The organism is Klebsiella sp. 2019SCSN059 (assembly GCF_021739525.1).
Classification (GTDB): Bacteria; Pseudomonadota; Gammaproteobacteria; order Enterobacterales; family Enterobacteriaceae; genus Klebsiella; species Klebsiella quasipneumoniae.
Window position 1 is genome coordinate 149,109 of record NZ_JAKKOM010000002.1, and the last position, 22,547, is coordinate 171,655.

Genomic DNA, 22,547 nt, shown 5'->3' on the forward strand with positions numbered 1-22,547 from the left:
ACCGCAGGGAGTATGTTATTTTTGATCTTTAATACCTACAGTAAATTGTCGAATCAAGCAGGACAGCATGCACAGCTGTATTTATGCCAGGAGGTCATTATGTTGATCTGCATTACGGATTCAGAATATTTTAATATTGCGCTGAAGGCGTATATTAATGAGCCCCACAGCAAGCCTCTGGATATTAAAGAATTGATCTGTTACCCATTTAGCGGGCAGAGTGAGATGTTTTATACGTTTTTTGCGACCGATGCCGGTGCCCGATTAAGCACCATCCTGATCGATTACAGCCGCGCCAGCATCGAAGTGCTGCAGGTCGCACTGAGCCTTAAAGCATTTAATCCCCTGCTCCGTATCTTTCTTTTTACCAGGCCTGGCTACACGCTGAGCGAACTGGAAAGCAGCCTGGCCATCGTGGTCGGCGCGGAGTTTATTACCTGCTTTGCCGGGCTCAGCGCGGCGCTGGCCCGCTGGCCGCTACGGTCACCCCCGCCGGCAAACAAACTTTATATCGCGATCCCGGACAGCTATAACCTGACCCGTAAGGAGACCTTTTTAATCAGCCTGCTGATGGGGGGGATGCCGTTGTGCCACGTGGCCAGCACCATGCAGCTCACGATCAAACGGGTCTACTATTATCGTTCACGCGTGCTCAGCAAGCTGGCGGTAAAAAATAACGTGGAATTGGTCACGAAAGTTCAGGGAATGGTATTGCGCCACTATCGACAGGAGACTGGCCATGAAATCGTATCTCTACGCTAAAGATCGCCTCATGCTGATGATCCTGAGCTGGCTTAACGCCGACGAGACGCTCCCGTCTTGCCACGATTTTCATCAGGCCGAGGCCCTGCTCTGCACGCTACATATTCCCTATGTGCTGAAGCCCGACCTGGAACAGCTAAGGGCTACGCTGCAGCCGTTACTCACCACCGCCGGGCCGCAGGTCGGTGAGGTTAACGCATTTATAAGCGCCTTGCTGACGCTGTATACCCGACTCACCGAATATACCGCCGTTGAGCACTACCTGCTCTCCCGGCACCTCTGAGTGACATGCCTTACGGGCAGGAAGACGCCGCGCGCCTCCTGCCCGTAAGGCATTACCTTGGGTTAGCAGACGGCTCGCCGCGCCGTGAGACGTAATCCCGATAGTCCTCGCCAACATAAATCTGCCGTGGCCGGTAGATGGTCAGCGGCGCCTGGTGCATCTCGTTCCAGTGCGCCACCCAGCCGACCGTCCGTCCGACGGCAGTGACCACCGCAAACATCGACGAAGGCAGATTCATCGCCTTGAGGATCACCGCGGTATAAAAATCCACGCTCGGCGACAGGCCATTTTCCACAAAGTAGGGGTCGGTCAGCGCCACGTCCTCAAGGGCCATCGCCACCTGCAGCAGACGATCGGACATTCCTACCTCCGCCAGTACCCGATGGCTGGTTTCACGCAGGATATCGGCGCGCGGGTCGCGGTGACGGTAGCGTGAGTTGCCAAAACCGAGGCGGCGAAATGCCTGCGGGTCGCGTTTTGCCTGACGCAGAAACGCTGGAACCTGATCGACGCTTTCAATCTCTTCCAGCATCCGCATGCTCGACTCATTGGCGCCGCCGTGCATCGGTCCCCACAGCGACGCTAGCCCGGCGGCGACGCAGGCGAATAAGTTCGCCCCGGAGGAGCCCGCCGCGCGCACCGTGGTGGTGGAGGCGCACTGCCCGTGATCGGCATGCAGGACCAGGATCTGGTTCATCGCCTGTTCGATGACCGGATTGAGGACGTACTTCTCAGCCGGGATAGCAAACAGCATCTGCAGGAAATTGCCGGCATAGGAGAGATCGTTGCGCGGATACGCGGCGGGTTGTTCAATGGTGTACTTGTAGCTCATGGCGGCGATAGTGGGCATTTTCGACAGCAGCCGCGTGGCGGCCAGCGCCCGGTGCTCCGGATTTTCCACATCCAGGACATCATGATAGAACGCCGCCAGCGCCCCCACCAGGGCGCACATCAGCGCCATCGGGTGCGAATCGCGACGAAAGCCGCTGCACATGCGGGCTATCTGCTCATGCACCAGGGTATGGCGGGTGATGGTTTCGCGAAACGTTTGATAGCTGGCCTCATCCGGCGCGTCGCCCCGCAGCATAATGTACGCCACCTCGAGAAAATCACACTGGCGGGCCAGCTGGTCCACCGGATAGCCGCGGTGCAGCAGTACGCTGTTTTCCGTATCGATCCACGAGATCGCCGACTGGCATCCGGCGGTGTTAGCGAAGCCGGGGTCGTAGCTGCAGAATCCGGACTGATTCAGCTCGCGTATGTCGACCCCCACATGGCCCCGGCTTCCCGGCACCTGCGGCAGGGTGATGGGCGTCGGTTGCCCGGCAATAGAAAGCGTTAACGGTGTGGTGCTCATCCTGTCAGTTCCCCCAGCAGCTTATCAGCGACCTGAAGTCATTCTTCAGGCGGAAAGACCAACATAACCAATGTGATGCAGCTTATTCATTGATGTCATCACTATAACGCTGACAAAGAGGATATTTTGCTGGCCTTCCCGGGGAAACAGGCCGTCTTTCCCCACCCCACCGCTGGATAGCGGCACAAATCGCCAAGGATAAAGGCGATCAGCGCTGTCAAAATTTACGCTGAGTAAAGAAAGGATGAAGAGGAGCTACCATGAATTTTGTGCTGTCGATGACCCTCATCTGCATCGCTATCGCCTGGCTGATGATGAGCCTGCTGCCGGTATAGACGCAGCGCTAACCGCCACGCCAGTGGCCTGGATAACGCCTCATTCAATGGATTTCCGCCGTGGTCTTCGCCTCTGAAGTTTCAGCAGAGTCATACAAGAAGTACTGGTCGCATATCAGGCTGTTGCGGTTTCCCGGCGAGGGGTAGGCTAAAGGCCCACTGTTAAGGAGGTGATATGTCTGGACTGATCAACCCGCATGCGGCCCCGGAAGAAGCAGCCTATGCGCTGATAATTGAGCTCGTTCGCGCCCAGCGCGTGCCGCAATATGAAGGCGATATTTCCGGCCTGCTGGCGATGTACGACGAAGCCGTTAACCATTTTAAAGAGAAAGAGACCAAGCGTTAGGCGTGGGCGTCGTTGTGCAGGGAAAGGGTGACGCCTGCGGGAGACGCGCAGGCGTTGGCTGGATAACGGCTTGAGTTATCAGCTGCCGCGGTAGGTAGAGTATCCGTACTGACTGAGCAGCAGCGGGATATGCAGTTTTTGATTTTGCTTTGTGACATTGAAAATAACCGGAACCACCGGGAAGAACGTATTCATGTTTTGGCTTTTAAAATAGTCACCGGTTTTAAACGTCACTTTATACACCCCCGGCTCCATATTTTCCGCCTGCGGATAGAGCGATTTAATCCGCCCATCGGCATCCGTTTTGCCGGTGGCGATATGCTGCCAGCTCTCCCCTTGCTGCTTATCCAGCTCAATCTGCACCCCCGGCGAAGGGAGCCCGGTTTGCTGATTAAGAATGTGTACGCTGAGCGTGCCCTCTGGCGCCGCCAGCGCGCTGAAGCTGAGCAGGGAAATTACGGAGGCGATAACTAATTTCATAATCGTGACCTTTTGGGCAAGTGAAAGTGCCCTAACTATAGTCAGCGCGGCGGGGAAAAAAATTAAACTTTTTGTTATCAGATTGCGGTGATGGGGACTGTCCCCATACACAACACGCCGAACCGGTTTTGTCGTGAGAAGAGGAAGTGTCTTATGTGTAAGTAACCCCGTGCTCTGCGTAACAGGATACGGGGCACTTAAACTGTCAGAGAGGGGAAATAGATTAGCTCGGGTCAAATATCACAAGGTTAAAGAATATACGCCGTGGCCTCTCCCCCCTCTAACAGAACAGTGCTCACTGAAAATGGCCTGCCGTATTCGAAATAATCATTTAATATTATTTAAACGACTATTCCAGTGGAAATAATCACCTGGCGCAGATATTAATTATTATCATTGATTCTCTTGTCGCCACGCCTTCACCATCTCCTTTGTTACCTCTTTCTTGTAGCAAATGGGTGAATACCCACCCGCTTTGCTCCAGGCACTGCGGCCACCGCACGAGCTGCCGTTCCGCGCGGTATTGAAGGGACAGGCACAGGTGCCGGGGTAGGATGCGACAGAGTCATCAATAATTCTTTGCCTGACCTGATCATCGCTTAAGGAATTCGATTTGGCGATAGAAATATCTGATGCAAAGACAAACACAACAGCGAATACGGAGATGGTGACGAATTTGATGTTCATTTGGATCTTTCCAGGTCGAAGATGAACATCGAGGGTATGCTTTCAAAAAGCATTGAATATTGATCTTTAGCAACTGTCATTCGCGCCAGCTTAAAATGCGATACCTAGCCCCGGTAGCATAAATTAAAGTTATGAAGAGTGTTAGCCTGTTTATTATTTGCCTGCAAACATTTATTGCAGGAGGAAATATTTTTCAGAAAATGAAATTAATCAATAAGGCGACCAGATTACGGAAAATCGCTATCCAGGATAGTAACGTGTGAGACGCTAGCTCCAAGACAATGACGCCATTTTTGCCGCCAGCGACACAAAGACGACACAGAGAGGAAAATAGTCTGGATGAAGATTGGTATAACGCTTTGATTCAAAATGGCACCCTACAGGATTCGATATAAACACATAACAAACTGATTTTATTTAACTATGCAGGTTACAAAAATCACACATACCCCCAAATGTACCCCCATATATTTTTCTGTGGGTGAGAATTGACTATTTATCGTACAATTTGGGGCTCACGGCACCTTCTCACATGTCGGTAATATCCACCGGTACAAAATCACGCCCAAATTTATGTGCGGAAAAATTTCTCTATATACATGCAAAATGTGTTGGTTCGGTTGGTTCAGTTGCCTCAAAACGTAAAGTCCATTGTTTTATTTGGATATTTAGCAAAAAAGTGAACCAACACCACCAGATTTTGAACCAACATTTACCGCACTGAGCCAACATTGCATCCAAACCATAGAGAGAATCCAATGAAAATGTATCTTATGGACCTGAAACAGGTATGTGAAGCTACCGGGTTTCGAAAGACTGCTATCTACGACTGGATGAAAAAAGGTACTTTCCCTCACCCAGTTAAGATAGGTCGTAGCGTTCGCTGGCCATCTGACGAAATTGAGGAATGGATAAATGGGCATATTTCTCATCGAGATAATGGTGCCGACTAAGCTGGTTTTACCTGCGAGACAGTCCCTCCCCCCCCCTGGGGTGACTCTAAAGGTGCGATTTCCGTATTTTTAACTAACAACAGGGTAACTAACGATTGCCCTGTTCGTCTGAAAGATTCCCTCTTACATCCGGGATATTACCGCATGTACGGGCCCACCATTAGTAACCGGTCAACCATGAGAATGACCTGCACAAAATGAGGCTCTCAGAAACATCAATGGGTCGGCTATTCGCCGGGGTATAGCTGATGGTTGGGATCGAGCCACACGACGTAAAACACATTGCCAATGAAAAAACCGTGTATGCGCCCATGCTCATTGCGAGATATTGCGAACTGATAAGGCGTATAGCTCTGGAACTGCTCGTTAAGGTGAGCAAAGCCGTTAGGTTCGGAGGTCGTTTCCCACTCGATACAATGCGATTTGAGAGCCGCATTTCGGTTTGTCGTGAACTCAAGCGGCGTCAGACTTGATATATCTTTGAGTCGCTCCAGTACCTTGCAAAAGTAAGCGGTCGCCTGTCCTGCAAAACCAAACTTAGCGTGCGCGGGGTCAATGTACTGGAAAGAAAAGCTAAGCGTTGACGTGGTAGGGTTGGGTGTTCCGGCGACGATTTGGTTACCCGCCGCCGGGATTTTACTCGCTTTAATCTTTCCTTTAGCCACGTTCAGGCATCCATCATGCCGCGGTAGAATTTAGCGGTGACATCTTTGTCGATATCATTTCGACACGGAACATCGGATGGTATCCCTGCGCGAGCCAATAGCCAAGGTTCTTCCTGGTGGGTCATCTGCTCCAGCTCATAAGCCGAGTAGCCGCCAAAGACTTTATAAATCTCGTCCAGATGCTCGGTAACGTCCTTAGTGAGTTCCGGGCATTTTATTTCACCGGTGATCGGCTGCCACTTATAGTCAGCAAACCGAATGTACAGATCCCTTGCCACGGGGCCATGTACCCACGCCTCAAACCGATCGGCGATAAGCTCTTCGCCATCGTTCAGAGCCATGTACCAGGCATCTGCGTAAAACACCATTTTCTGCAGTTTCAGCGGTGTCATAACATCCCCGTGCTCTTGAGCAAAGCACAGCAGATAGTCCGCCACGCTGTTTAGGGTTGCAACTGCCATGATCCAATCTCCTGCCGTTTATTATCGTCTATAACCATCTATTTCTGTCAATAGTCGCATATAACCCAGAATAATGCGCGCTGTAAAGTGCGGCCTGATGACTGCTGGTGATAGCTCACATCTCATCGGAGTTTGGTCGAAACCGATAGCCGCCAGCCAAGGCAGAAGTGACACTCAATAACACCAGTTGACGTGCGCGAACTGCGCAGGCGCAGAGTTGTGAGCTACTGCCGGTGGCCCGCAAACCTCGTTTTAAGCTTAACAACTCTTAACAATGAAAGCGCGTCACTTACCTGTGCGGTCGCTGGTGGCCTTTATTTGAAAAGTTAAACGGGGGCGCTCAACGCCGGGGAAAAGGTCACCATCACCGGGCACCAAGCTGAGCAGCAGACACTATCGCATTACCACCAGTATTGTTGTAAATCTGAATAACAGCGCTCTCTGTCACCCTGCTGCCGGCACCTTCTTTAGATGCCATCGCCGAAATAAGTTTTGCCAGTACTTTCGGGTCGTTAAGGTTAAGTTGCTGACGTTCATTAAACCCAGTAGTTCTTACGACATGACGGATATATTCTTGAGTGTCGTTTTCCTTTGACGGAGCCCAGCGTTTGGAAATTTCATCAATCGTATTGATACCGCGGGCACCATAAATCTGAAGCTGCTTAGTCGCCGCTAACACGCCCTCATCCAGCGTAGGGAACACGGCGAACTTACCGCTTTTGGTATTATGAGTATCGTACCCATAAGCCGAACGCAAATTACCGGGATTATTGAACCGATCGGCGATAGTGCGAGATTTATCCGCGATGTCGGCAGGAGCTGAAAAAATGGGGTTTAATTGTCCAGAAACAAACACCGATTTAATCGTGCTCCATGATGGAGCTAAGAACTCTTTCATCGCTGGGCCAACACTTCTCGGATCAAATCCAGTCTTATCCTTTACCCATTCGGCAGCGGAGTTTGCACTACCCTCCGATTTATTCATCCAGTCATTAAATGTTTCACCCTTAAGAAACTTAATGACGTTATCGACAGTTACGCCCATTTCCCTGATATTTGTCATAAACTGGTTAACATCGTTAGTGAAATCCGGGGATGCGAGATAATTACTGAACTTCTCTATACCACCAGCAAGCCCATCAATCCACTTCCCGAGATCAGGTGATTTAAGAACCGTATCGATCGCGCCGGATAACGCATCTGACAATTTACTCAGTTGCGGCGCCATAGGACCAAGGCCGATTACAAAGGCCCTGTTAATGCTTCTTTCGCTTAGCTCAATCTGATTAATGAACTCCGTCCATTTTCTGTTTTGCTCATCAGTAATGTTTAATCTTTCAGCATCCTTCTTCGCCCTTCGCTCCATCGCATCAATTTCTTCATTGCTCATATTTTTGAAGCGATTAAGGTCTTCAAGACTGAAGAAGTTGGTCAGGCCGTGCGCCTGCGCACCCTGCAGTGTGCTGCCGTTCTGCACGAAGATATCGCGCGCGTTGCGGATCATCTGCGGGAGCAGTTTGGCCGGGTCCTGGTCGGGGTTGTTAATCCCCATCGCCTGAAACGTCCAGCGCTTTGACAGGTCCATTTGAGAATCACGGATAGCGCCCAGCGTACCTGCAGGATTCCCAATTGCCCTCCTGTAGTTGGCTTCTATGGCACTCAGTCTCCCTGCCGACGTACCGATCCCCAGGGACATAAATCTCTGCTGAGCTGCCCCAGCTCCCAGAGTATTGATACCAAACAGGCTACCTACGCCGAGAGCGCCGGTAAACAAGCCAACAATGCTACCCCATGACAGAAGACTAGCTGTCGCTTCACTGATGTGCCCTGCCAGCGATTTAGCGTCTTTCGTCGCATCGCTGAGGAAGCCCTTCGCAGAGCGAGTGCTTTTGTTGAATTCGTCCTGCTTTTTCTTCGAGTCTTCCAGGTTGGTATTGAGCCGATCGATACCGCTGTTGATGGTCAGAATGGCCTCGGCCACGGCATTAAACTCCGCGCCTAACTCCTTCGCCTCACCTTTGGCTTTTTCGGTTTGTTTGCTGCTTTCGCCAATACCAACGGCAGCTACCCTCCAGGCTTCCGGTAAATCATCCAGCGCGCTCTGGTACTCGCGAAACCTTTCCATAAACGCGACAAACTTGTCGTCATTTACGTCAATGTCTACGATCGACTTAGCTACCATTGAACTCACCTCAATTAGGTAATGATAAAAATTAAGAACAAACGCCGTCAGGCATGCACTCATTAGAAAGGGACGCTAGTGCTTTATCCACGAGTCCTCGAGCGATTTCATGGATAGTTGGCGCAACGCCGATACCTGATTGCTGGCGCTGCTTTTCCTGAATTTTTCTGATTGCCTGAATCTGTGCTTCGCTGAGCAAGACAGGTTTGACGGACTGTTTCGACATGGCCACCTCCTGATATTTATACAGCCATTATAATTTCACATATTGAAATGATCATTACCTGCATTGCAATTAATGAAAGAATAATTTCGATCGTTACCAGAAGGAGAATTGATTGTTTTATAGACTTTTGGCGAGTACTTGACGAAGATTGCATAATGACTTTTCGCTGCTGAGTCTCAACTTAACAAGGAAGACCTGATGCCCTTACCTGAACGCATGAAACCAGCCAAAATCAGCCGTCAGAAACTAAAGGAACTGGCGGATATGGCCAAAGAGATACTGTCGCAAATTGATAACGGCGCCGGCGAAGATGATGAAGGGCTAAAAGCGATGATTAATGACTGGAACAGGCAGGTCGTTAATCCGTATGAATTCTCTGATTTCCGTGACTTTTCCTCATGGACCGACGCAAAGAACTTTACCCGGATGGCATTTAATCAGGAGAAATACGTTGCGGATTTAACCTGGGATGAACTCGTTCAGATAATTAGTTTCGTGTGCAATGCTGAAAGCAAGGAATCGGAACAAAGCTACGCGCTGGGATTGCTGGAGAAAAACTTTGATGCCAATCCGTCCGATCTCATCTACTGGCCTAATGAATGGTTCCAGGATGAAGACATGCTTCATGTAGATTTGACGCCTGAAGAAATAGCCGGATACCTGATGGCAAGATCTGGCCGGCTTCTAAGCGATGCGCCACAAATCGACCTGAGATACCCGCTACCTCCCGGCGCAGCAAGTTAACGCTAAGAGATATCACCCCTGATGTGCCTATACATAGCCAGAACACGTCAAACCAGCCTATAGATAGGCAGGACACACTGTTCCTGCCATACATAGCCAGAACAAACCGTTTCTGCCTATAAATAAAATATGGGCATTTTGATGAGGCTTTTGATTTTACATATAGCGTTGAAACTGACACGCAGTGATGACCACCAGCATGAACAGAACGACGAGGACAACGCCCATCACCCTGCACCTTGTAAAGAATGCCACTCCTGCAGAGAGACCAATTAACGCCAGGGTGACTGGCCAGATAGCAATTGCTGACAAGTGGGCCGCTATCAGGTAATCCTTTGTCAAACCTTATATCTCTTTTTCTTTCAGGGCTTTTGTAACTACCGAACACATAACAGGCTAATTAGCAAAACATAATCAGAGCCCTGTGATAACAGGGCTCGCATTTTTCTGGTTATTCAAAGAGAGCTTTTTTTCGCTGCTTCAACCTCAGTTTCACAAACATCATAGTTATTGAAATTATACTGAAGGAAGATATATCCTTTATCAGAACTGTTTGCTCTAGCTTCGATCGATACGGAAGTTAATTTACTTTTTAGTGGAGCCTCTGCAGTTCCTTTCCACTCAGCTGACAAATATCTTTCATGCTTATACAATCCCATCATCCAGTCTCTGGGGTCTTTCCATATTGAACCAGCCAGAAGGAAGTCATTTTCCTTGGCCTTTCCATAGATAGAAGATAGTGACTCCATGAGATCTTTAAATCTTGACTTGATAGTAAAGCCATAACTATCGGTATCAATATCTTTCCCAAGAGCTCTTATTTGGCATAGCCCTACTGTTGGAGATATCAACAGCCCATACGCCTCAAAGCCAGCATTCATTTTGGGTAAAGAGTTAGCCGTATAAAGATTGACATTATTCGCCATTGGCTCAAGCTCTTCACCAATCATGTCTTCAATATTTTTCTTAGACAAACCGGCCTCTAAACCGAATGGTCCTTCACCTGGTGGAAGTAACGGCGTTCTGGTGGAATGGGGTTCTGCTTTGTCTGCTTGTTTTTCTGTGATTGCTTCGTTTGCTTGCTCATTAGGTACTTTCACTTCAGCTAACCCATACGTTGCCGAAAGGTATCTCTGTTGAAGCATCGCCCTTGTTTGCTCCTGCGTCGCAATAGCAGATAGTTTCAGTGCCTGTAGCAGACCACCACTGTACTGACTTGCATCTTTCTTAGCATCGGCAATCTGTGTATCAAGGGTTTCAATTTCAGTTTTTAATGCCGCCGCTGCTTCAGGATTTGGTTTAACACCGCTAACAGATATCTCAATCTTAGCCCCCGACTCAATCGCGTTAATACGCTGCTCCAAAAGGGCTTTATTAGTCCCTAAGACTTCAAGTCTGGCTGTTATAAGATTTCTAATTAATCCGCCAGTATACTGCCCCTGCTGTGATTTAGCCTCGACAATTTCTTGTTCAGCCTTAGCTAGTTCGCTACGGAGACTTGCAACTTCCTGCTTCTGCTCCGGGGTTAAATCCTTTGGCCCACACCCAGCCAAGAGGCTAGTGGCAATAACGCATGCTAAAAGTGTCTTTTTCATATCCCTAATCTCATTATGTCAGCTCGGATTTATCCTAACATCAATCGAAGCAGCAAAAAATCACCACCAATTCCTGTAGTAGGTAGAAGCGAATGGATCACCGTGTCGATGTAGCACGGAGTTAACACGTATCCCTGATAAATACACAGGTATCGCCCCTCCTGATTTCCATCTAATATTGAGCTATATCATCTGCATACCCTGTACGCATAGCTCTGACAGTTCTTCTGCGCCAGTCTGTGAAGAGGTATCATACCCCGACACTGCAGGTCGCATGAAGGATGCTGGATCTGTTTATTGAGTATCGGCTTCAAATGCCCGTGATTGCTGGGTTTCTTGTAATGCGTTTTCTCAGTGGGTACACCCTTGTGTACACGGTATTTTGAGGTGCTGCCTTTGGCTGCTCATTTTATGCTCTCATGCTTGCTGTTCTGGCCTCTTATCTTTTGCGCCTTATTGTATGATACCTCTATCCCACAATAAGGAATCAGCCAGCCATGAGAATGACCAGCCGCAAAAAAGAGATACTCAGCTACTTTGAGCCGGATAACCTCGAATGGGTGACGGGTGAGATTGGTGCGCCGCCGTTCGATGTGTCGGGCGTGGCCTACCTTCTTCATGGCATGGCGTCGTTCGATAAGCGCCACCAGCTAGAATCAACCCGGCGAACTCTTGAAAGTATAGTTGCTGGTGGGTTGCTTGAGCGGGTGACAGTGTACGAATCCCGGCAGATAAAAAGCGGCGGTGAGACTAGCGCAACGGTCGTGCGCTACGGTTTACCCGGACAGTGTGCCGTTGTGCGCGATAATGGCGGCGCTGATAAAGCGATTGATGGGGAATGCTGGCGGGTCAGTTAAGAGCCTGCAATCTGTCGTTAATGCTGTTCAGGTCGTAAACCCGGCGTTCAATATCCAGCATAAGGAAATTGCGTATCTCGGCCTGTTCAGGATTATCAGATTCTCTGGCCTGTAAGAGCAATTCATTGTAACCATGCAATCCCCCCGAATTTTCCGCCGGGGTAGTCCCCCTCCCACGCAAACAGCTAACAGGCTGGATGCTGGTATCATGTGTTTGCTTCTCCAGCACAATAAGGCAATCCCACCAGTCGCCAAAGTCATACGTGTAAACCAGCTTGTCACCCTCATTCTGGATCGCCGCCCATAGTGGCGTGATTGCCGCATTATCCATGCTTTCACCCTCACCCCATACGCGATACTCGCTACCTAGATCACCTTTACGGCCTTTCTCGAACATATACAGATGTTCGTCATTCCAGCCAAAAGCCAACTGGATCACCGCGTGAAGTTCACTAAAGGGGATTTGCTCTGGAACCAGCACACGCCGCCATATTGGTGGTTTGCTGTCTCGGATGGTTATCTTTAGCTGGTACATGCAAATCCTGAATAAATGCGAATCGGAAGGATAACGATACTGACGCACTCACAATTCTGTAAAGGTGAATAAAGGTAATTTGCTTAATAAGCATAAGTTACATGCGGAATAATCCCGTATCTACCTGCGCGGCGCTGGCTTCTTCCACTGGTAGGCAGGCGCTCGCATCATCTCCCCGAACCGTTTGCGCCGGGCTGTATCAGCTTCAATAATGCGCTCCATTTCCCGAACCTCTGCCGGGGTAAGCTGGTGGCCTTCATGCTCCAGTTTAGCGGCTGTGATTGCGGCTATCTGGCGTGGGGTCATTTCACCTTTCCTTTGAAGGTAGCAATTTAGCTACTGCTTGCATTGGTGTAAGAGCCACCATCGTATCACTCAGGGAACTGTAGCAATTCTGCTTGGTACAAGCGGATTACAATATTGATCTGCCCATGATGAACTATCTTTTTATCAGTAACCTTTTCCCATAGGGATGGAATATCCATATCATGGCCTGAAAGAAGCAATTTAGCGGCATCAACTGCATATCGCTTATTCTTTGCCCCTCGTTTTAAGCCATAACTATTTGCTGGAATCCCTTTTACCATCCCTTCTGAACATAGTCCGATGAATGCTACTTTTGGGCATCCTTCATCATAAACACTCAATGTGTTGATGGCATTGCCCCATGCCGAACGAATGTCTGGGCTATCCTTCCCAGAGCAATCGGTAACAACCATTAAAGCGGCTTCCGCGTATTTATTCATGGGTGACTCCAAAGATTAATATTTCTATCCAGATGATAACAGGTTGTAAATCGCTTAGGCTCACATCGCCTCACGCTACAAGTGGCGGCGTAACCCTTAGTGTAACCTTAGGGCAATCCCGGCAAATCCTTACCATTGTTACCCGCACAAACTGGCGTAATGATGCTTGTCGCTGGGTCGCTGGGTCGCTGTTTTGCGTACTAATTACCGCAACCCTGAATATTTTAGACGGCTTACACCACGATTTGGCTTCCAGCCCACTACTGGCGCGGGTCTCGCCTCATATGGGCTTTGATTCTGTCCTGAACAGTCCAGTATTTCAACATCGGTGACTATACGGATTGCTAACATGCGCCGCTTTTTTTAACCCTTCGCAGATCCCGCCTTGCTTGCATTGAAACGGATCTCGCTAATCTCAGCTCAAGCCGTGCGATTCTGTCGGCATGTAGCCCCATGAGTCCGTTAATCAATGTCATCTCGCGCCATTCTTCTGTTCCCGGCGTCGGATTATTCGCCAGTAATAGCCCGTATCTCTCAGCCAGCATGAGGTTTCTTGCACGATTTCGCACCAGCGGAGAAAGCGCCTCTCCCCCCTCAAATGGGAAGAATGCCCGCCGACTGCGTTCGCCATGTTTGACGGCATTAGTATTGCCCAACGGTGCGCCTGCGCCTTTCCGCTTGCCACCCCATCCCGATCTTGATTGTTGGCTATTTTTTTTCATTTAACGGCTCACTGTGCGCATTTTTGTGCGCAAAAACCTTAACAAACCCTAACAATACTTTAATAAAACTGTATATCTAACTTCCTCCATCTACTGCGAACGGATAGCGCCCAAGCCAGAAATATCAAGCCTCTCCACCATTTTGCGAATGCGCAATTCGCGCTTACAAATTACTGCGAATTCGCAATTTCTGTACGCAATGCCACCGTTAGCATTCGTCAGGTAGTACGCACGTTGAATACGCAGTTTTGCTGCGCACCTGGCTGCGTACTGCGTACCAGTGGAACGAACCAGATATTTAGGACGTCCTGAATCAGGATTTGGCTTCCAGCCCACTACTGGCGAGGGTCTGGCGCTGCTAGGGTTTTAAATATGTACTAAACAGTACTAAATTTTCCGCCGTTTTTGTGCGAACGTTACTGCGAACCATCGCCCCCGCTGGTGGTCTGCCGTTGCCTCTTGCCGCCGTTTAACCGGAAGGAGTTACCGTTCGGTTGCGCTATCCCCATGCGGTGCTGAGTTTCGGTGACAGCTTTATGCAGGTCGCCAAAGTTCTCAGCCTTCACGGGCGGTCGCTTCACGTTATCCAGACACATATCATGGCGCTGCTTTACCCATTCCCGATCATCGTCCTCGGTGCATAACAGCATGACTTCCTGCCAGCGTGTAGCTGCCCTGCGATACAGCCCCTTCGCTTCCAGCTCCTCGGCCTTACTGTCCTTTATCATGTGCGTTCCCTTTATCTCTGGCCTTCTCCACCAGCATGGTAGCGGCCTGTTGCTGTTCTGTAGTGACCTCTCCGCATGGTTGCCCGGTCAGGTCGAACCGTGGCCATCAGTAGAAAGCGCTTTCTGATATGGAAAGCGGCGGGCATATGGCGACAATGCCGCTTTCAGTGACCCCTGTCAGCGTGTAGCGGCCCTGCGGTAAAGCCCTCTCTCCTCCAGAGACTCGGCGATCTTTGGCATTTTTAATCACCGGTAAATTCTTTCTCATCAAAGGAGAAATTACGTCCGCTTGTTGAATAAAATAAATTCAGAAGCATACCTATTTTATTATTGGGAACATGGCTCGCATGTTCTGTCATCTTGGCGAGCGCGATTATTTCCCACCAGTAACGCTTCACCATCTTTAAAGATATGTCGTAAGCTCTGTTGTAAAGACTATCGCACTCGTCCTGTGTCGATCCTCTCGCCCGGCATTCCTTCAGTATTTCGCTTATATCGCTGGCATCACCTCTGCCGCCCTTTTTAAGTAATTCCTCCGGGTCATCGCCTGAATACACGTGCTCCGCCATCACGCCGGAAAAACAGATAACCAGTCGCGGAATAACTGCGGATGTACCGCGTGTGTAATTACATACGGCCGCGCAGTCCTCCACCTCTTGCCCGTGGCTTAACCTGGCTATTCTGAACTCATCAGCTAGTGCTATTTGAATCTGCCGTGATCCACTTAACCACGCAGCCAGTGCATGGACTGCCTCATGGATGGCTATATTCCTTTTCCACAGCGGTTTTTTACTTAACTGAATCACAGTATCGTTTTTCATATTGTCCCCGTTCAAAACTGAACATCATCAAACGGCGGGCGCTGGTCAAAATCATCAGGGGTGTTATATAGCTCCCATCCCGGCGCGGATTGCGTTTCGTGGCCCCTGCTGGCTCCGCTTGCTTTGACTGACTCGGCCCGCTTCCCGCCGGGGCGTACCGTTCTGGCGCTGATCACGCTGTCGGCTACTACCTGATAGCCTTGCTGTGTACCGCCATCCTTGCCCGCCCACTGATTGACCTGCATCGCTCCGGCAACACTGACTAAATCGCCTTTAACGTGTCCTGCCAGTGCGTCGGCCTGTTTGCCGAATGCCACCACGCCCAGCCAGAAAGTAACCTCTCCGTTATCTGCCGCATTACAGGGCGGAACTACCGCCAGGCGGGCCATAGCCATGTTTGTACCTTTCCCGGTTGTTCGGGTCTGTGGGTCGGCCACCACCGGCCAAATGCTGAAATTTGAGCTGTCATAGCTGGAATTCTCTCTGATGTTCTGTATCTGATTCAGTGCTGGCTCAAAATGGCTCAATAATGCATATACCCGTTAATTGCCTTATGCTCAGACACCAGCAAGCACTTCAGCAAATGCGCCACATCGTCTTCTGCTGATACAGCCATTTTATTGATTTCGGGTATAACAACACCCGCGAGCGCGGGTGTTGTTGAAGAATTAGTAAGAATTATGATACCGCTGATAATTCTTTATCGTTCGCTATTTCTTCGCCAATTTCTAGTGAGCGGTAATATTGTAATGCTGCGGGGTCCGCAACATATTCAACCTTACCGTGATGTTCCTCCACACATTGGATTATCTTACTCAAGTCTGTCTTAAAGAATTCTTTGCGCAGATTCACCTTATTCATGCGTTCACTACTAAGTTTGTTATGCAAAGCGTACTCAAGAGCTGGCGCATCATCACAGCTAATCATTGCATGCACATCGAACTCAAACGGCACGCTTGCACCGCTCAATTCGCTAACACGATCTAGCGGTTCAAGTCGGCGAGTCATGCCTATCTTATAGACATTTTCACCAAATGAACCAATGTTAGAAATAACATAAACATGCCCCTGCTTGGTCATCTGTGCCATTGATTTTGCCCGTTCATACTGCTTATGGACATCTTCAATCTCTTGCTCTAACTGACGGCGGGTTTCTTCAAGTTCCTGGCGATGCTCTTCATCTGCGGCCAACAGGGCCTCTTCGACGGCTTTTCGCCGAGCCTCGAGCTCTTGTTCTTTGGCTTCAGCCTCTTGCTGTTGCCTTTCAAGTTCTTCTGCGCGCTGGCGTTCTTCACGCATTTGTCGTTTTATTTCATTCTGAGCCTCGCGCTCATCCTGAGCGGCTTGAAGCTCCAGCACTTTATCTCGAAATTCTTTTTCCACTTCCTTCCAATCAGAACGATCGCGCAATTGGAAAAAATCATATTTAGCTATCAGTGTCTGATATATCTCTTTTTCTCTTCTGATATCTTCAAGCTTTTTCTCAAAATTTTTCAACGTCACAGAAGCAAGGAGAGTCTTACGCTTATAGCGATAGGTATCATCGAGAACCTTCTGTATTTCCTCCTCTGCTGATTGATGTTGCTCACGAAATACGTTCTCAAAATCAAAAGCAAAATCAACGGCTTTACCGAGGATTTCTTTACTTTTTATTCTATTTAACTCGATAATCTGTCTGAGCTCTTTTTTCAGATTGTCGTGTTCAATTTCGCGAGCAATATCTTTATTTTTATACTTTTCAATCGTATCTTCTTTTTCCTCAATCTCAGCCGCAAGAGATTTCTGACTTCTCAACTCAAGATACTCAATAACTTTTTTATGCTTATTAATCAGATATCTATAGGTTATATAAGCACCAATGGCGCCCCCCACACCTAAGACGATCAATATCGGATATAGCGCTTCCATCTCCCCTTCCCCCAGAGTCAGCAATTAGAATCATCTGAAATATACAAGATCTCGAATCCGAAGTTCCACATTAACCACCCATTTGCAGTAAGTTTGCAATCTGGTTAGATGGGACGGACCAATCACCTCATAAACCAAGCGCCAGGATATCTAAAACTGTCTTAGTGTTGGTTCAAAATGGTAGTTTGTTGCCTCATTGTTGGTTCATTTTTTAAACATGAAACCTTATTAAACATATACATATAACCACTGAGGCAACTGAACCAACTGAACCAACACCTAAACTACACACATGAAAAAATGCTTTTACTCTGGCTGGTCATCGTCCGGCAGATACTGCAGGACATAAACCCGAATTTGTCGCCCATCAATGCGTGGAGACTTTCTCTGGAAACCGCGGCCAGACGTCGGCGGCGTTAGCATGCCAGCTTTCTTCAGGACTTCTGCAAACTGACGAGTGTTAAAGCCGCGGGCGATCTCCCCTTCGAAGGCTGCCGGGAAGGTATAGAACACCATCGGGTCAGTCTCATGACCGCCCTTCTGCCGGTATCCCGCCATGTTGGAGATGGGGAGACTGGTCGGGTCATACGGGAACGGTGCAAAGCGGCTCATGCCGTAAGCGTTCAGGAATGCCTCTGTCTGCTCAATAATTTGCTGATGCTCTTTGTTGCCGGTACCGAATTCACGCAGCCAGGCGTTATAGCTGTACTGAATAGCATCCCGACACGTCTGCTCATCCCAACCGGTGATCACATTACCTAACAATAGTGCGGCTTCCAGAATGGCAAACCGGGCGCCAACACGATGAACCTGCTCCCCGTAATCCGACGGGATCAGACTACGCCAGCGCTCTTCCGCTGCTCTGACAGCGTTCACCGCCTCTTGCTGGTGGTCAGCCAGCCATTTCACCCACTCACGCCCAGCCACTCCATGGTGATGCTGGTATGCATCTTTGAGGGCATCGGCATGGTGTTTGCCGTTGGCATGCTCATGGAAACGAACAGCCCGGCGCATCGGGATATTCAGCAGGCGAACCAGCTGGCCTGCTTTAGCCTTGCGACCGGCGCTCGCAATGAAGGTTTCCAGATCCATCTCACCGGTACTGATGGCCACAGTACGCCAGCGCTTCAGATCACGGTTCCCCCCCTCCTTCGCGCCCTGCAGCTTACCCGTACCATTAAATAGCGCGTAGGCAGATTTGTAGACCTCCACCGGATCAGCGCCCTGCCCGATTTCGTTTAGCGGCATCAGCGCGTCGTTGTGTGCGGCAGCTTCATTCGCCAGCCCCAGCGCGGTACCGTACCAGGTAAGGCGCAATACATCAGGATTGCCGTAGAGACTGGATGCCACATTGGCAGTGGTGGTCTTACCGGCGCTCGACTGCTCATAGAGATGGATACCAAAACCATCAGCGCCGGCAAGGCCAATCAAAGGAGCTGACAGCGCTGCGGCCACGCCAGTCATCATCGAGTAGTTGCCAGAGGCCAGACGTCCAACGCTCTCTCGCCAGCTCTCAACAGTACCGCTGGTGGTATAACCGGATGCGGCAGAACTTCGTCCGTTAAACAGCACCGGTTGATCTGGAGTACCAATGATCTCGCCATCCGGCATGATGTAGGCACCACACTGCCAGCCCGTAGCATGCGCAATCCGCCATACCTCACCATTGGCACAGCTCTGCAGCCAGTCGGCCAACGTTGCACGTAAACCACTTTTGGTTGTGACGTTCAACCCACCAGCTTTGAGCGTTCGCCAGCCTTCGCGTTCACCAATATCAGCAAATGGTATTGCCTGGACAGTATCCCCCTTCGAACCGAATGGGCGCCAGCGCAGGATCAGATACCGGGTTTTACTGTCATCTATGCCAGTGCCTATGACCTCCAGAGCAGAACACAGCCAGCTTTCACGGGTAGTTATTTCCCCGGTATCTTTGTCTGATTTGGGTTCAACCCAAAAAATACCGTCAGCTCGGCTTTCAACATGTGGCTTCAGGTTGTCACTATTCGCAGATTTATTGGCTTTCAGAATTGATGTCGTTGTGTGCTCGCCCTGTTCTCTGAGCCTGGCCAGATATTGCCTCCAGTTTTCCGGTTTTTGGTCAGGAATTCCCTTATATAATTTCGCTTCCAGTACACCTGCCTGAGCAAGTTTTTCCCCAATGGCATTAATCATTATTGGCTCAATGCTTCCAGCCAGATAAACACGAGCACTGCGACGCCCTTTATCAATAATTTGCAGGTTCTCCAGTTCCGCCAGCTGCTTCGGTCCAAGATAAATGGGAGGTGTTCTGTCCTCAGCGACTTGTTTACCCATGCCCTCTTCCCATCCTTTTGCATGTGCATACGCATCGGTTCCAGCAAAAATAACTGCTTCAGTAAATTTTTCTTTTGGCAAATGTTTCAGGTTAGGTGCCAGTTTCATTGACGCTTCTCCCGATGTGCACGCAAGACGTAATCAGCAAGTTCTTCATCCGCCGTTTTAATCGTTTCTGGTACATCCTGGAGTAACGAGATCAGAGCACAAATTAACTGCATATCCCGTTCAGATGCTTTCGTGCCCTCTAACCATATTGAGAGCAGTGCCTGTGCTTGTTCAACACGACATTGGGCATCAATAAGCTGCATATCGCTCATACCCTGACCTCCGCATCAATTCTGGCCATATCGACAATCGCCAGGACTTTATCCAGCCAGCAATGCACAATGACTGCTTGCTCAACGTCGAGGTATGGTGATAAATCTGTCATTACATGAACCAACCCATTGCGAGCGCGGGCCATACGTTCTGCGGTACGCTCTGCCAGCGTAAAATCTTCCGGATACGGTTGCTCACGGGATAGCATCGCCTCGGCCTCAAGTTCAGCAGGATGGCGGTATATAGCGTTTATATTCATTTTCCCGCCCTCATTTTTGATTCTTTGACGCAGTCAGAACGACACACACCCGCATTCGCTACGGTATCGTTCAGCGCCAGCACCACCTCACCAACCGTACCCAGCATTGCGCCTATTTTGCGCATGTCTCCCTTTGCGGTCTCCTCGGTGTAGTTGTCATTGTCCGTGGCCCAGAACATCAGGCTTCCAATGGCACTAATGCCGAGTAACAAATCACTCACAGCCTCATCCATGCGGTTTTGAATGCCTTCCAGCTCATCAACGGTGGCGCCTTTGCCGAATTCGTGGCGAACTAAATCGTTATACAGGCTCATGCCGCCACCTCCTGAACGCGTGTGATGCGTACATGGCGGAACCCCTCACGCTGCGCCTGAAGCACTGCGTGGGCCATTGCTGTTTTAGTGTCGCTGGATGTGAGTTGATAGCCGATGCCAACGGTTAAACCGCGCTTATTAACGGCGTAGCCGGTGATGCGGAAATTGTTACGCATGAGCCACCTCCAGACGGATGCGACCAGCGAAAAAGCAGACATGATCCCGAACCAGAGAGCGGCGGGCTTCGCGCTCAGAATGTGCGGTAATGTGATGGATTTGAGTTTTAATTGTCGGCATATCGCGGCGAACAGCGGCGATAATCCATATAAATTGCGTATTTTGGGTAGGGGTAGTAGCCACAATGGCAGCCTCCTTGTACTGGGGATTAATCCCACCACCGGAAACGCCAATTTCACTGGTGGTGAGCTGAACAGGGTTGGCGTAACCGGCGTACAAGGTAACCGGCGCGGATTTCTCCGCCCCCATCCAACTCACCATAACTCTGCAAGCGGCACGGATTATAACCGCAGCGCTGAAAAAAGGGTGAGCGAATGTGAGGACACAAAAAAAGACGCTAGGCGCGTCATGTGTCGCCTTGTACTTTTCCAGGACGCCAATCCTGGCACCAGATTTTGCTGGTGCGTTATAACCATAGAACGGGATACCGTCAGGCCGCAAGCCCTTTTTGTTACGGTGCGGCAATTTATAGCTGGCGGTGTGATGTGCTCCACATCCACCGCCGGCGCCGGACACGCTATCTTCCAGATAGTCAGTTTCCGAACGTTTACCCGCGGGCGTAATTGTCTCGAAACTCTGCCAGGCGTTTTGTACGCCACTATCAGTGGCCCGCAAAGTGACAGGTTTTGACAGGTTTCCACGGTGGCGCACCGCCTGCAGAGCGTTAACTTTTGCATACATCAGGCCAGCCAGAGAGAGGCTTTTGCGCCGTGCACCGGTAATCATTGCTTCACCTCCGTGTACTCCTTCATGAAGCGCTCAATGGGCTGTACGCATGGGAACTGATAGCCCTCGCGATAGAACGTCACGCGGTTATGCGCTACAGCGGTTACGCTCACCATCTGGCCGTGAGCGTCGCGATAGGAGTGGTTTGGCAGCGGTGTGCTGGTGGGCTTATTCATCGTTAGCCCCCAGACGTTTAGCCAGCCAACGCTGAGAGAGGCGGGTTAATTCCGCTTTACGCTGGCCGTACTCCATGCCCATATCGATCAGCGTGATGTTTGTACCCTCCAGGTAGCAGAGGTGTTCCAGTTGGGCGGCGCTCATGCTATCGCGCGGTTCGCCGTCGATACCGTTCACCTGCGCCCACTGCTTAGCGGTCATGCCACCCAGCACAATACGGGCGATCATGTTGCTTTCATTGCTGTAGTGCCGGGCTCGCGTCTCTTTCCCCTGTTCTGCTCGGGCAGCATCCAGAGCGGCACACATCGGCTTGAAGAGGTTGGCGGCACCAATACGGGCCTTAAGCTGGCGGCGGTACTTCGCGGCGATTTCCGGCGCACTCAGCTGTAACGCCTCCTCGCACTGGATGAAGTACCTGCGCACAGCTCGCCCCTGCTCGTTACGCTCAACCATTGCCACTTCTTTAGCCATATCCAGCGAGAGAAGATAATCATGCTCAATTTGCTGGCGAAATTTTGCGCTCCCCGAAACGGGTGAGCTCAAATTTTCAACGGTGATGTAATCCACACCAGCGGCAAAACCATACTGACTAATGCGCCCTTTAATCCAGGTGGTGAAGTCTCGCCCCACACCCAGCGCTTTATGCAGTGCTCTGGCGCTAGCAATATTAGTTTCGCGCCCGCCAATTTGACCGGAAATAACGGGAACGATAGCGGCAAAGTCATTACCGTTAATTACACCAGAGTTAACGTCAGGTTGAGGGGCGGCCTCAGAATTAAATCTGCTTTTTTCGATTCTCATTTTGTC

32 protein-coding genes and 1 pseudogene are annotated in these 22,547 nt (G+C 50.0%); 6 read left to right on the forward strand and 27 right to left on the reverse strand.

The window, feature by feature from the left end; translation table 11 throughout:
• The first annotated feature begins 99 nt into the window (after positions 1–99).
• Positions 100–762: a LuxR C-terminal-related transcriptional regulator gene (locus L2I46_RS03330; RefSeq protein ID WP_032454276.1), complete on the forward strand. Its 663-nt coding sequence runs from the start codon at positions 100–102 to the stop codon at positions 760–762.
• Positions 740–1,045 carry a hypothetical protein gene (locus tag L2I46_RS03335; RefSeq protein WP_032454275.1) on the forward strand — a complete coding sequence of 102 codons (306 nt, stop codon included), beginning with the start codon at positions 740–742 and terminating at the stop codon, positions 1,043–1,045. Before L2I46_RS03330 ends, L2I46_RS03335 begins: the two co-directional genes overlap by 23 nt.
• Before the next feature lie 52 nt (positions 1,046–1,097).
• Here the strand turns inward: L2I46_RS03335 and L2I46_RS03340 are convergent, their stop codons facing one another.
• Both L2I46_RS03340 and L2I46_RS03345 read right to left on the reverse strand, forming a co-directional pair.
• Positions 1,098–2,402, reverse strand: a complete 1,305-nt coding sequence (locus L2I46_RS03340) for a citrate synthase (RefSeq protein WP_032454274.1) — start codon at positions 2,400–2,402, stop codon at positions 1,098–1,100.
• Positions 2,403–2,447: 45 nt separating this feature from the next.
• Entirely contained in the window at positions 2,448–2,588 is a 141-nt protein-coding gene (locus tag L2I46_RS03345) for a hypothetical protein (protein WP_032428644.1), read from the reverse strand.
• A gap of 324 nt (positions 2,589–2,912) precedes the next feature.
• Between L2I46_RS03345 and L2I46_RS03350 the strand changes: the two genes are divergently transcribed.
• The gene (locus L2I46_RS03350) at positions 2,913–3,083 is read left to right on the forward strand and encodes a hypothetical protein (RefSeq protein ID WP_023288674.1); all 171 of its coding nucleotides are present in this window, start codon (positions 2,913–2,915) and stop codon (positions 3,081–3,083) included.
• Between the two features lie 78 nt (positions 3,084–3,161).
• Here L2I46_RS03350 and uraH read toward each other — a convergent pair whose 3' ends face one another.
• Positions 3,162–3,563, reverse strand: coding sequence for a hydroxyisourate hydrolase (uraH, locus tag L2I46_RS03355; RefSeq protein ID WP_008805473.1), 402 nt, complete (start codon positions 3,561–3,563; stop codon positions 3,162–3,164).
• 393 nt (positions 3,564–3,956) lie between these two features.
• Entirely contained in the window at positions 3,957–4,250 is a 294-nt protein-coding gene (locus L2I46_RS03360; RefSeq protein ID WP_032454273.1) for a hypothetical protein, read from the reverse strand.
• Between the two features lie 758 nt (positions 4,251–5,008).
• Here L2I46_RS03360 and L2I46_RS03365 point away from each other — a divergent pair.
• A complete protein-coding gene (locus tag L2I46_RS03365; protein ID WP_004202379.1) occupies positions 5,009–5,203 on the forward strand; it encodes a helix-turn-helix transcriptional regulator in 195 nt (64 codons plus the stop codon).
• Positions 5,204–5,430: 227 nt separating this feature from the next.
• Here the strand turns inward: L2I46_RS03365 and L2I46_RS03370 are convergent, their stop codons facing one another.
• The 4 genes from L2I46_RS03370 to L2I46_RS03385 form a co-directional block, all read right to left on the reverse strand.
• Complete coding sequence (locus L2I46_RS03370) at positions 5,431–5,868, reverse strand: hypothetical protein (protein WP_004202377.1); 438 nt, start codon at positions 5,866–5,868, stop codon at positions 5,431–5,433.
• Between the two features lie 2 nt (positions 5,869–5,870).
• Positions 5,871–6,329, reverse strand: coding sequence for a Panacea domain-containing protein (locus tag L2I46_RS03375; RefSeq protein WP_004202375.1), 459 nt, complete (start codon positions 6,327–6,329; stop codon positions 5,871–5,873).
• Between the two features lie 364 nt (positions 6,330–6,693).
• The gene (locus L2I46_RS03380; RefSeq protein ID WP_022065132.1) at positions 6,694–8,511 is read right to left on the reverse strand and encodes a hypothetical protein; all 1,818 of its coding nucleotides are present in this window, start codon (positions 8,509–8,511) and stop codon (positions 6,694–6,696) included.
• A gap of 31 nt (positions 8,512–8,542) precedes the next feature.
• On the reverse strand, positions 8,543–8,737 hold the full coding sequence (locus L2I46_RS03385; protein ID WP_004202372.1) for a hypothetical protein: 195 nt from the start codon (positions 8,735–8,737) through the stop codon (positions 8,543–8,545).
• Positions 8,738–8,935: 198 nt separating this feature from the next.
• Between L2I46_RS03385 and L2I46_RS03390 the strand changes: the two genes are divergently transcribed.
• Positions 8,936–9,481, forward strand: a complete 546-nt coding sequence (locus L2I46_RS03390; protein WP_096833624.1) for a hypothetical protein — start codon at positions 8,936–8,938, stop codon at positions 9,479–9,481.
• Positions 9,482–9,936: 455 nt separating this feature from the next.
• On the opposite strand, the gene L2I46_RS03395 is transcribed toward L2I46_RS03390, so the two are convergent.
• Positions 9,937–11,076 carry a hypothetical protein gene (locus L2I46_RS03395; protein WP_004202370.1) on the reverse strand — a complete coding sequence of 380 codons (1,140 nt, stop codon included), beginning with the start codon at positions 11,074–11,076 and terminating at the stop codon, positions 9,937–9,939.
• A 497-nt stretch (positions 11,077–11,573) separates the two neighbouring features.
• On the opposite strand from L2I46_RS03395, the gene L2I46_RS03400 reads away from it, so the two are divergent.
• The gene (locus L2I46_RS03400; RefSeq protein ID WP_096833628.1) at positions 11,574–11,933 is read left to right on the forward strand and encodes a hypothetical protein; all 360 of its coding nucleotides are present in this window, start codon (positions 11,574–11,576) and stop codon (positions 11,931–11,933) included.
• On the opposite strand, the gene L2I46_RS03405 is transcribed toward L2I46_RS03400, so the two are convergent.
• The 18 genes and pseudogenes from L2I46_RS03405 to L2I46_RS03480 all read right to left on the reverse strand — a co-directional run bounded on the left by L2I46_RS03405 (position 11,926) and on the right by L2I46_RS03480 (position 22,541).
• Complete coding sequence (locus L2I46_RS03405; RefSeq protein WP_004202366.1) at positions 11,926–12,468, reverse strand: plasmid pRiA4b ORF-3 family protein; 543 nt, start codon at positions 12,466–12,468, stop codon at positions 11,926–11,928. The genes L2I46_RS03400 and L2I46_RS03405 overlap by 8 nt on opposite strands.
• A gap of 120 nt (positions 12,469–12,588) precedes the next feature.
• The gene (locus L2I46_RS03410) at positions 12,589–12,774 is read right to left on the reverse strand and encodes a hypothetical protein (RefSeq protein WP_004202362.1); all 186 of its coding nucleotides are present in this window, start codon (positions 12,772–12,774) and stop codon (positions 12,589–12,591) included.
• Between the two features lie 65 nt (positions 12,775–12,839).
• On the reverse strand, positions 12,840–13,214 hold the full coding sequence (locus L2I46_RS03415; RefSeq protein WP_048994692.1) for a DUF6979 family protein: 375 nt from the start codon (positions 13,212–13,214) through the stop codon (positions 12,840–12,842).
• Between the two features lie 344 nt (positions 13,215–13,558).
• Complete coding sequence (locus L2I46_RS03420; RefSeq protein ID WP_024191441.1) at positions 13,559–13,936, reverse strand: hypothetical protein; 378 nt, start codon at positions 13,934–13,936, stop codon at positions 13,559–13,561.
• Positions 13,937–14,352: 416 nt separating this feature from the next.
• Positions 14,353–14,664: an ANR family transcriptional regulator gene (locus L2I46_RS03425; RefSeq protein WP_022064642.1), complete on the reverse strand. Its 312-nt coding sequence runs from the start codon at positions 14,662–14,664 to the stop codon at positions 14,353–14,355.
• The gene (locus L2I46_RS29695) at positions 14,648–14,755 is read right to left on the reverse strand and encodes a hypothetical protein (RefSeq protein ID WP_077252078.1); all 108 of its coding nucleotides are present in this window, start codon (positions 14,753–14,755) and stop codon (positions 14,648–14,650) included. The genes L2I46_RS03425 and L2I46_RS29695 overlap by 17 nt, the downstream gene beginning before the upstream one ends.
• A gap of 86 nt (positions 14,756–14,841) precedes the next feature.
• Positions 14,842–14,904 (reverse strand): PerC family transcriptional regulator, encoded by a 63-nt coding sequence (locus L2I46_RS29700; protein ID WP_107112271.1) that lies wholly within the window; start codon positions 14,902–14,904, stop codon positions 14,842–14,844.
• 2 nt (positions 14,905–14,906) lie between these two features.
• Positions 14,907–15,485 (reverse strand): hypothetical protein, encoded by a 579-nt coding sequence (locus L2I46_RS03430; RefSeq protein ID WP_236947548.1) that lies wholly within the window; start codon positions 15,483–15,485, stop codon positions 14,907–14,909.
• Positions 15,486–15,496: 11 nt separating this feature from the next.
• Positions 15,497–15,954: pseudogene (locus L2I46_RS03435) on the reverse strand (single-stranded DNA-binding protein).
• Positions 15,955–16,163: 209 nt separating this feature from the next.
• On the reverse strand, positions 16,164–17,393 hold the full coding sequence (locus tag L2I46_RS03440; RefSeq protein ID WP_004202356.1) for a GIY-YIG nuclease family protein: 1,230 nt from the start codon (positions 17,391–17,393) through the stop codon (positions 16,164–16,166).
• Between the two features lie 306 nt (positions 17,394–17,699).
• Positions 17,700–19,814, reverse strand: a complete 2,115-nt coding sequence (locus tag L2I46_RS03445; protein ID WP_236947549.1) for a DUF927 domain-containing protein — start codon at positions 19,812–19,814, stop codon at positions 17,700–17,702.
• Positions 19,811–20,026 (reverse strand): hypothetical protein, encoded by a 216-nt coding sequence (locus L2I46_RS03450; protein ID WP_004177030.1) that lies wholly within the window; start codon positions 20,024–20,026, stop codon positions 19,811–19,813. Before L2I46_RS03450 ends, L2I46_RS03445 begins: the two co-directional genes overlap by 4 nt.
• A complete protein-coding gene (locus tag L2I46_RS03455) occupies positions 20,023–20,286 on the reverse strand; it encodes a hypothetical protein (RefSeq protein ID WP_004202353.1) in 264 nt (87 codons plus the stop codon). The genes L2I46_RS03450 and L2I46_RS03455 overlap by 4 nt, the downstream gene beginning before the upstream one ends.
• A complete protein-coding gene (locus L2I46_RS03460) occupies positions 20,283–20,600 on the reverse strand; it encodes a hypothetical protein (RefSeq protein ID WP_004202352.1) in 318 nt (105 codons plus the stop codon). Before L2I46_RS03460 ends, L2I46_RS03455 begins: the two co-directional genes overlap by 4 nt.
• Positions 20,597–20,776 carry a hypothetical protein gene (locus tag L2I46_RS03465; RefSeq protein WP_004202351.1) on the reverse strand — a complete coding sequence of 60 codons (180 nt, stop codon included), beginning with the start codon at positions 20,774–20,776 and terminating at the stop codon, positions 20,597–20,599. The genes L2I46_RS03460 and L2I46_RS03465 overlap by 4 nt, the downstream gene beginning before the upstream one ends.
• Positions 20,769–21,563 (reverse strand): host cell division inhibitor Icd-like protein, encoded by a 795-nt coding sequence (locus L2I46_RS03470; RefSeq protein WP_004202344.1) that lies wholly within the window; start codon positions 21,561–21,563, stop codon positions 20,769–20,771. The genes L2I46_RS03465 and L2I46_RS03470 overlap by 8 nt, the downstream gene beginning before the upstream one ends.
• Positions 21,560–21,739, reverse strand: coding sequence for a DUF4222 domain-containing protein (locus L2I46_RS03475; RefSeq protein ID WP_004202343.1), 180 nt, complete (start codon positions 21,737–21,739; stop codon positions 21,560–21,562). The genes L2I46_RS03470 and L2I46_RS03475 overlap by 4 nt, the downstream gene beginning before the upstream one ends.
• Positions 21,732–22,541 carry an antA/AntB antirepressor family protein gene (locus L2I46_RS03480; protein WP_004202342.1) on the reverse strand — a complete coding sequence of 270 codons (810 nt, stop codon included), beginning with the start codon at positions 22,539–22,541 and terminating at the stop codon, positions 21,732–21,734. The genes L2I46_RS03475 and L2I46_RS03480 overlap by 8 nt, the downstream gene beginning before the upstream one ends.
• Positions 22,542–22,547: the final 6 nt, after the last annotated feature.

Coding starts and splice junctions, on each gene's coding strand:
- L2I46_RS03330 (WP_032454276.1), top strand. CDS start 100: ATGTTGATCTGCATTACGGATTCAGAATATTTTAATATTGCGCTGAAG.
- L2I46_RS03335 (WP_032454275.1), top strand. CDS start 740: ATGAAATCGTATCTCTACGCTAAAGATCGCCTCATGCTGATGATCCTG.
- L2I46_RS03340 (WP_032454274.1), bottom strand. CDS start 2,402: ATGAGCACCACACCGTTAACGCTTTCTATTGCCGGGCAACCGACGCCC.
- L2I46_RS03350 (WP_023288674.1), top strand. CDS start 2,913: ATGTCTGGACTGATCAACCCGCATGCGGCCCCGGAAGAAGCAGCCTAT.
- uraH (WP_008805473.1), bottom strand. CDS start 3,563: ATGAAATTAGTTATCGCCTCCGTAATTTCCCTGCTCAGCTTCAGCGCG.
- L2I46_RS03360 (WP_032454273.1), bottom strand. CDS start 4,250: ATGAACATCAAATTCGTCACCATCTCCGTATTCGCTGTTGTGTTTGTC.
- L2I46_RS03365 (WP_004202379.1), top strand. CDS start 5,009: ATGAAAATGTATCTTATGGACCTGAAACAGGTATGTGAAGCTACCGGG.
- L2I46_RS03375 (WP_004202375.1), bottom strand. CDS start 6,329: ATGGCAGTTGCAACCCTAAACAGCGTGGCGGACTATCTGCTGTGCTTT.
- L2I46_RS03380 (WP_022065132.1), bottom strand. CDS start 8,511: ATGGTAGCTAAGTCGATCGTAGACATTGACGTAAATGACGACAAGTTT.
- L2I46_RS03385 (WP_004202372.1), bottom strand. CDS start 8,737: ATGTCGAAACAGTCCGTCAAACCTGTCTTGCTCAGCGAAGCACAGATT.
- L2I46_RS03390 (WP_096833624.1), top strand. CDS start 8,936: ATGCCCTTACCTGAACGCATGAAACCAGCCAAAATCAGCCGTCAGAAA.
- L2I46_RS03395 (WP_004202370.1), bottom strand. CDS start 11,076: ATGAAAAAGACACTTTTAGCATGCGTTATTGCCACTAGCCTCTTGGCT.
- L2I46_RS03400 (WP_096833628.1), top strand. CDS start 11,574: ATGAGAATGACCAGCCGCAAAAAAGAGATACTCAGCTACTTTGAGCCG.
- L2I46_RS03405 (WP_004202366.1), bottom strand. CDS start 12,468: ATGTACCAGCTAAAGATAACCATCCGAGACAGCAAACCACCAATATGG.
- L2I46_RS03410 (WP_004202362.1), bottom strand. CDS start 12,774: ATGACCCCACGCCAGATAGCCGCAATCACAGCCGCTAAACTGGAGCAT.
- L2I46_RS03415 (WP_048994692.1), bottom strand. CDS start 13,214: ATGAATAAATACGCGGAAGCCGCTTTAATGGTTGTTACCGATTGCTCT.
- L2I46_RS03420 (WP_024191441.1), bottom strand. CDS start 13,936: ATGAAAAAAAATAGCCAACAATCAAGATCGGGATGGGGTGGCAAGCGG.
- L2I46_RS03425 (WP_022064642.1), bottom strand. CDS start 14,664: ATGATAAAGGACAGTAAGGCCGAGGAGCTGGAAGCGAAGGGGCTGTAT.
- L2I46_RS03430 (WP_236947548.1), bottom strand. CDS start 15,485: ATGAAAAACGATACTGTGATTCAGTTAAGTAAAAAACCGCTGTGGAAA.
- L2I46_RS03440 (WP_004202356.1), bottom strand. CDS start 17,393: ATGGAAGCGCTATATCCGATATTGATCGTCTTAGGTGTGGGGGGCGCC.
- L2I46_RS03445 (WP_236947549.1), bottom strand. CDS start 19,814: ATGAAACTGGCACCTAACCTGAAACATTTGCCAAAAGAAAAATTTACT.
- L2I46_RS03450 (WP_004177030.1), bottom strand. CDS start 20,026: ATGAGCGATATGCAGCTTATTGATGCCCAATGTCGTGTTGAACAAGCA.
- L2I46_RS03455 (WP_004202353.1), bottom strand. CDS start 20,286: ATGAATATAAACGCTATATACCGCCATCCTGCTGAACTTGAGGCCGAG.
- L2I46_RS03460 (WP_004202352.1), bottom strand. CDS start 20,600: ATGAGCCTGTATAACGATTTAGTTCGCCACGAATTCGGCAAAGGCGCC.
- L2I46_RS03465 (WP_004202351.1), bottom strand. CDS start 20,776: ATGCGTAACAATTTCCGCATCACCGGCTACGCCGTTAATAAGCGCGGT.
- L2I46_RS03470 (WP_004202344.1), bottom strand. CDS start 21,563: ATGATTACCGGTGCACGGCGCAAAAGCCTCTCTCTGGCTGGCCTGATG.
- L2I46_RS03475 (WP_004202343.1), bottom strand. CDS start 21,739: ATGAATAAGCCCACCAGCACACCGCTGCCAAACCACTCCTATCGCGAC.
- L2I46_RS03480 (WP_004202342.1), bottom strand. CDS start 22,541: ATGAGAATCGAAAAAAGCAGATTTAATTCTGAGGCCGCCCCTCAACCT.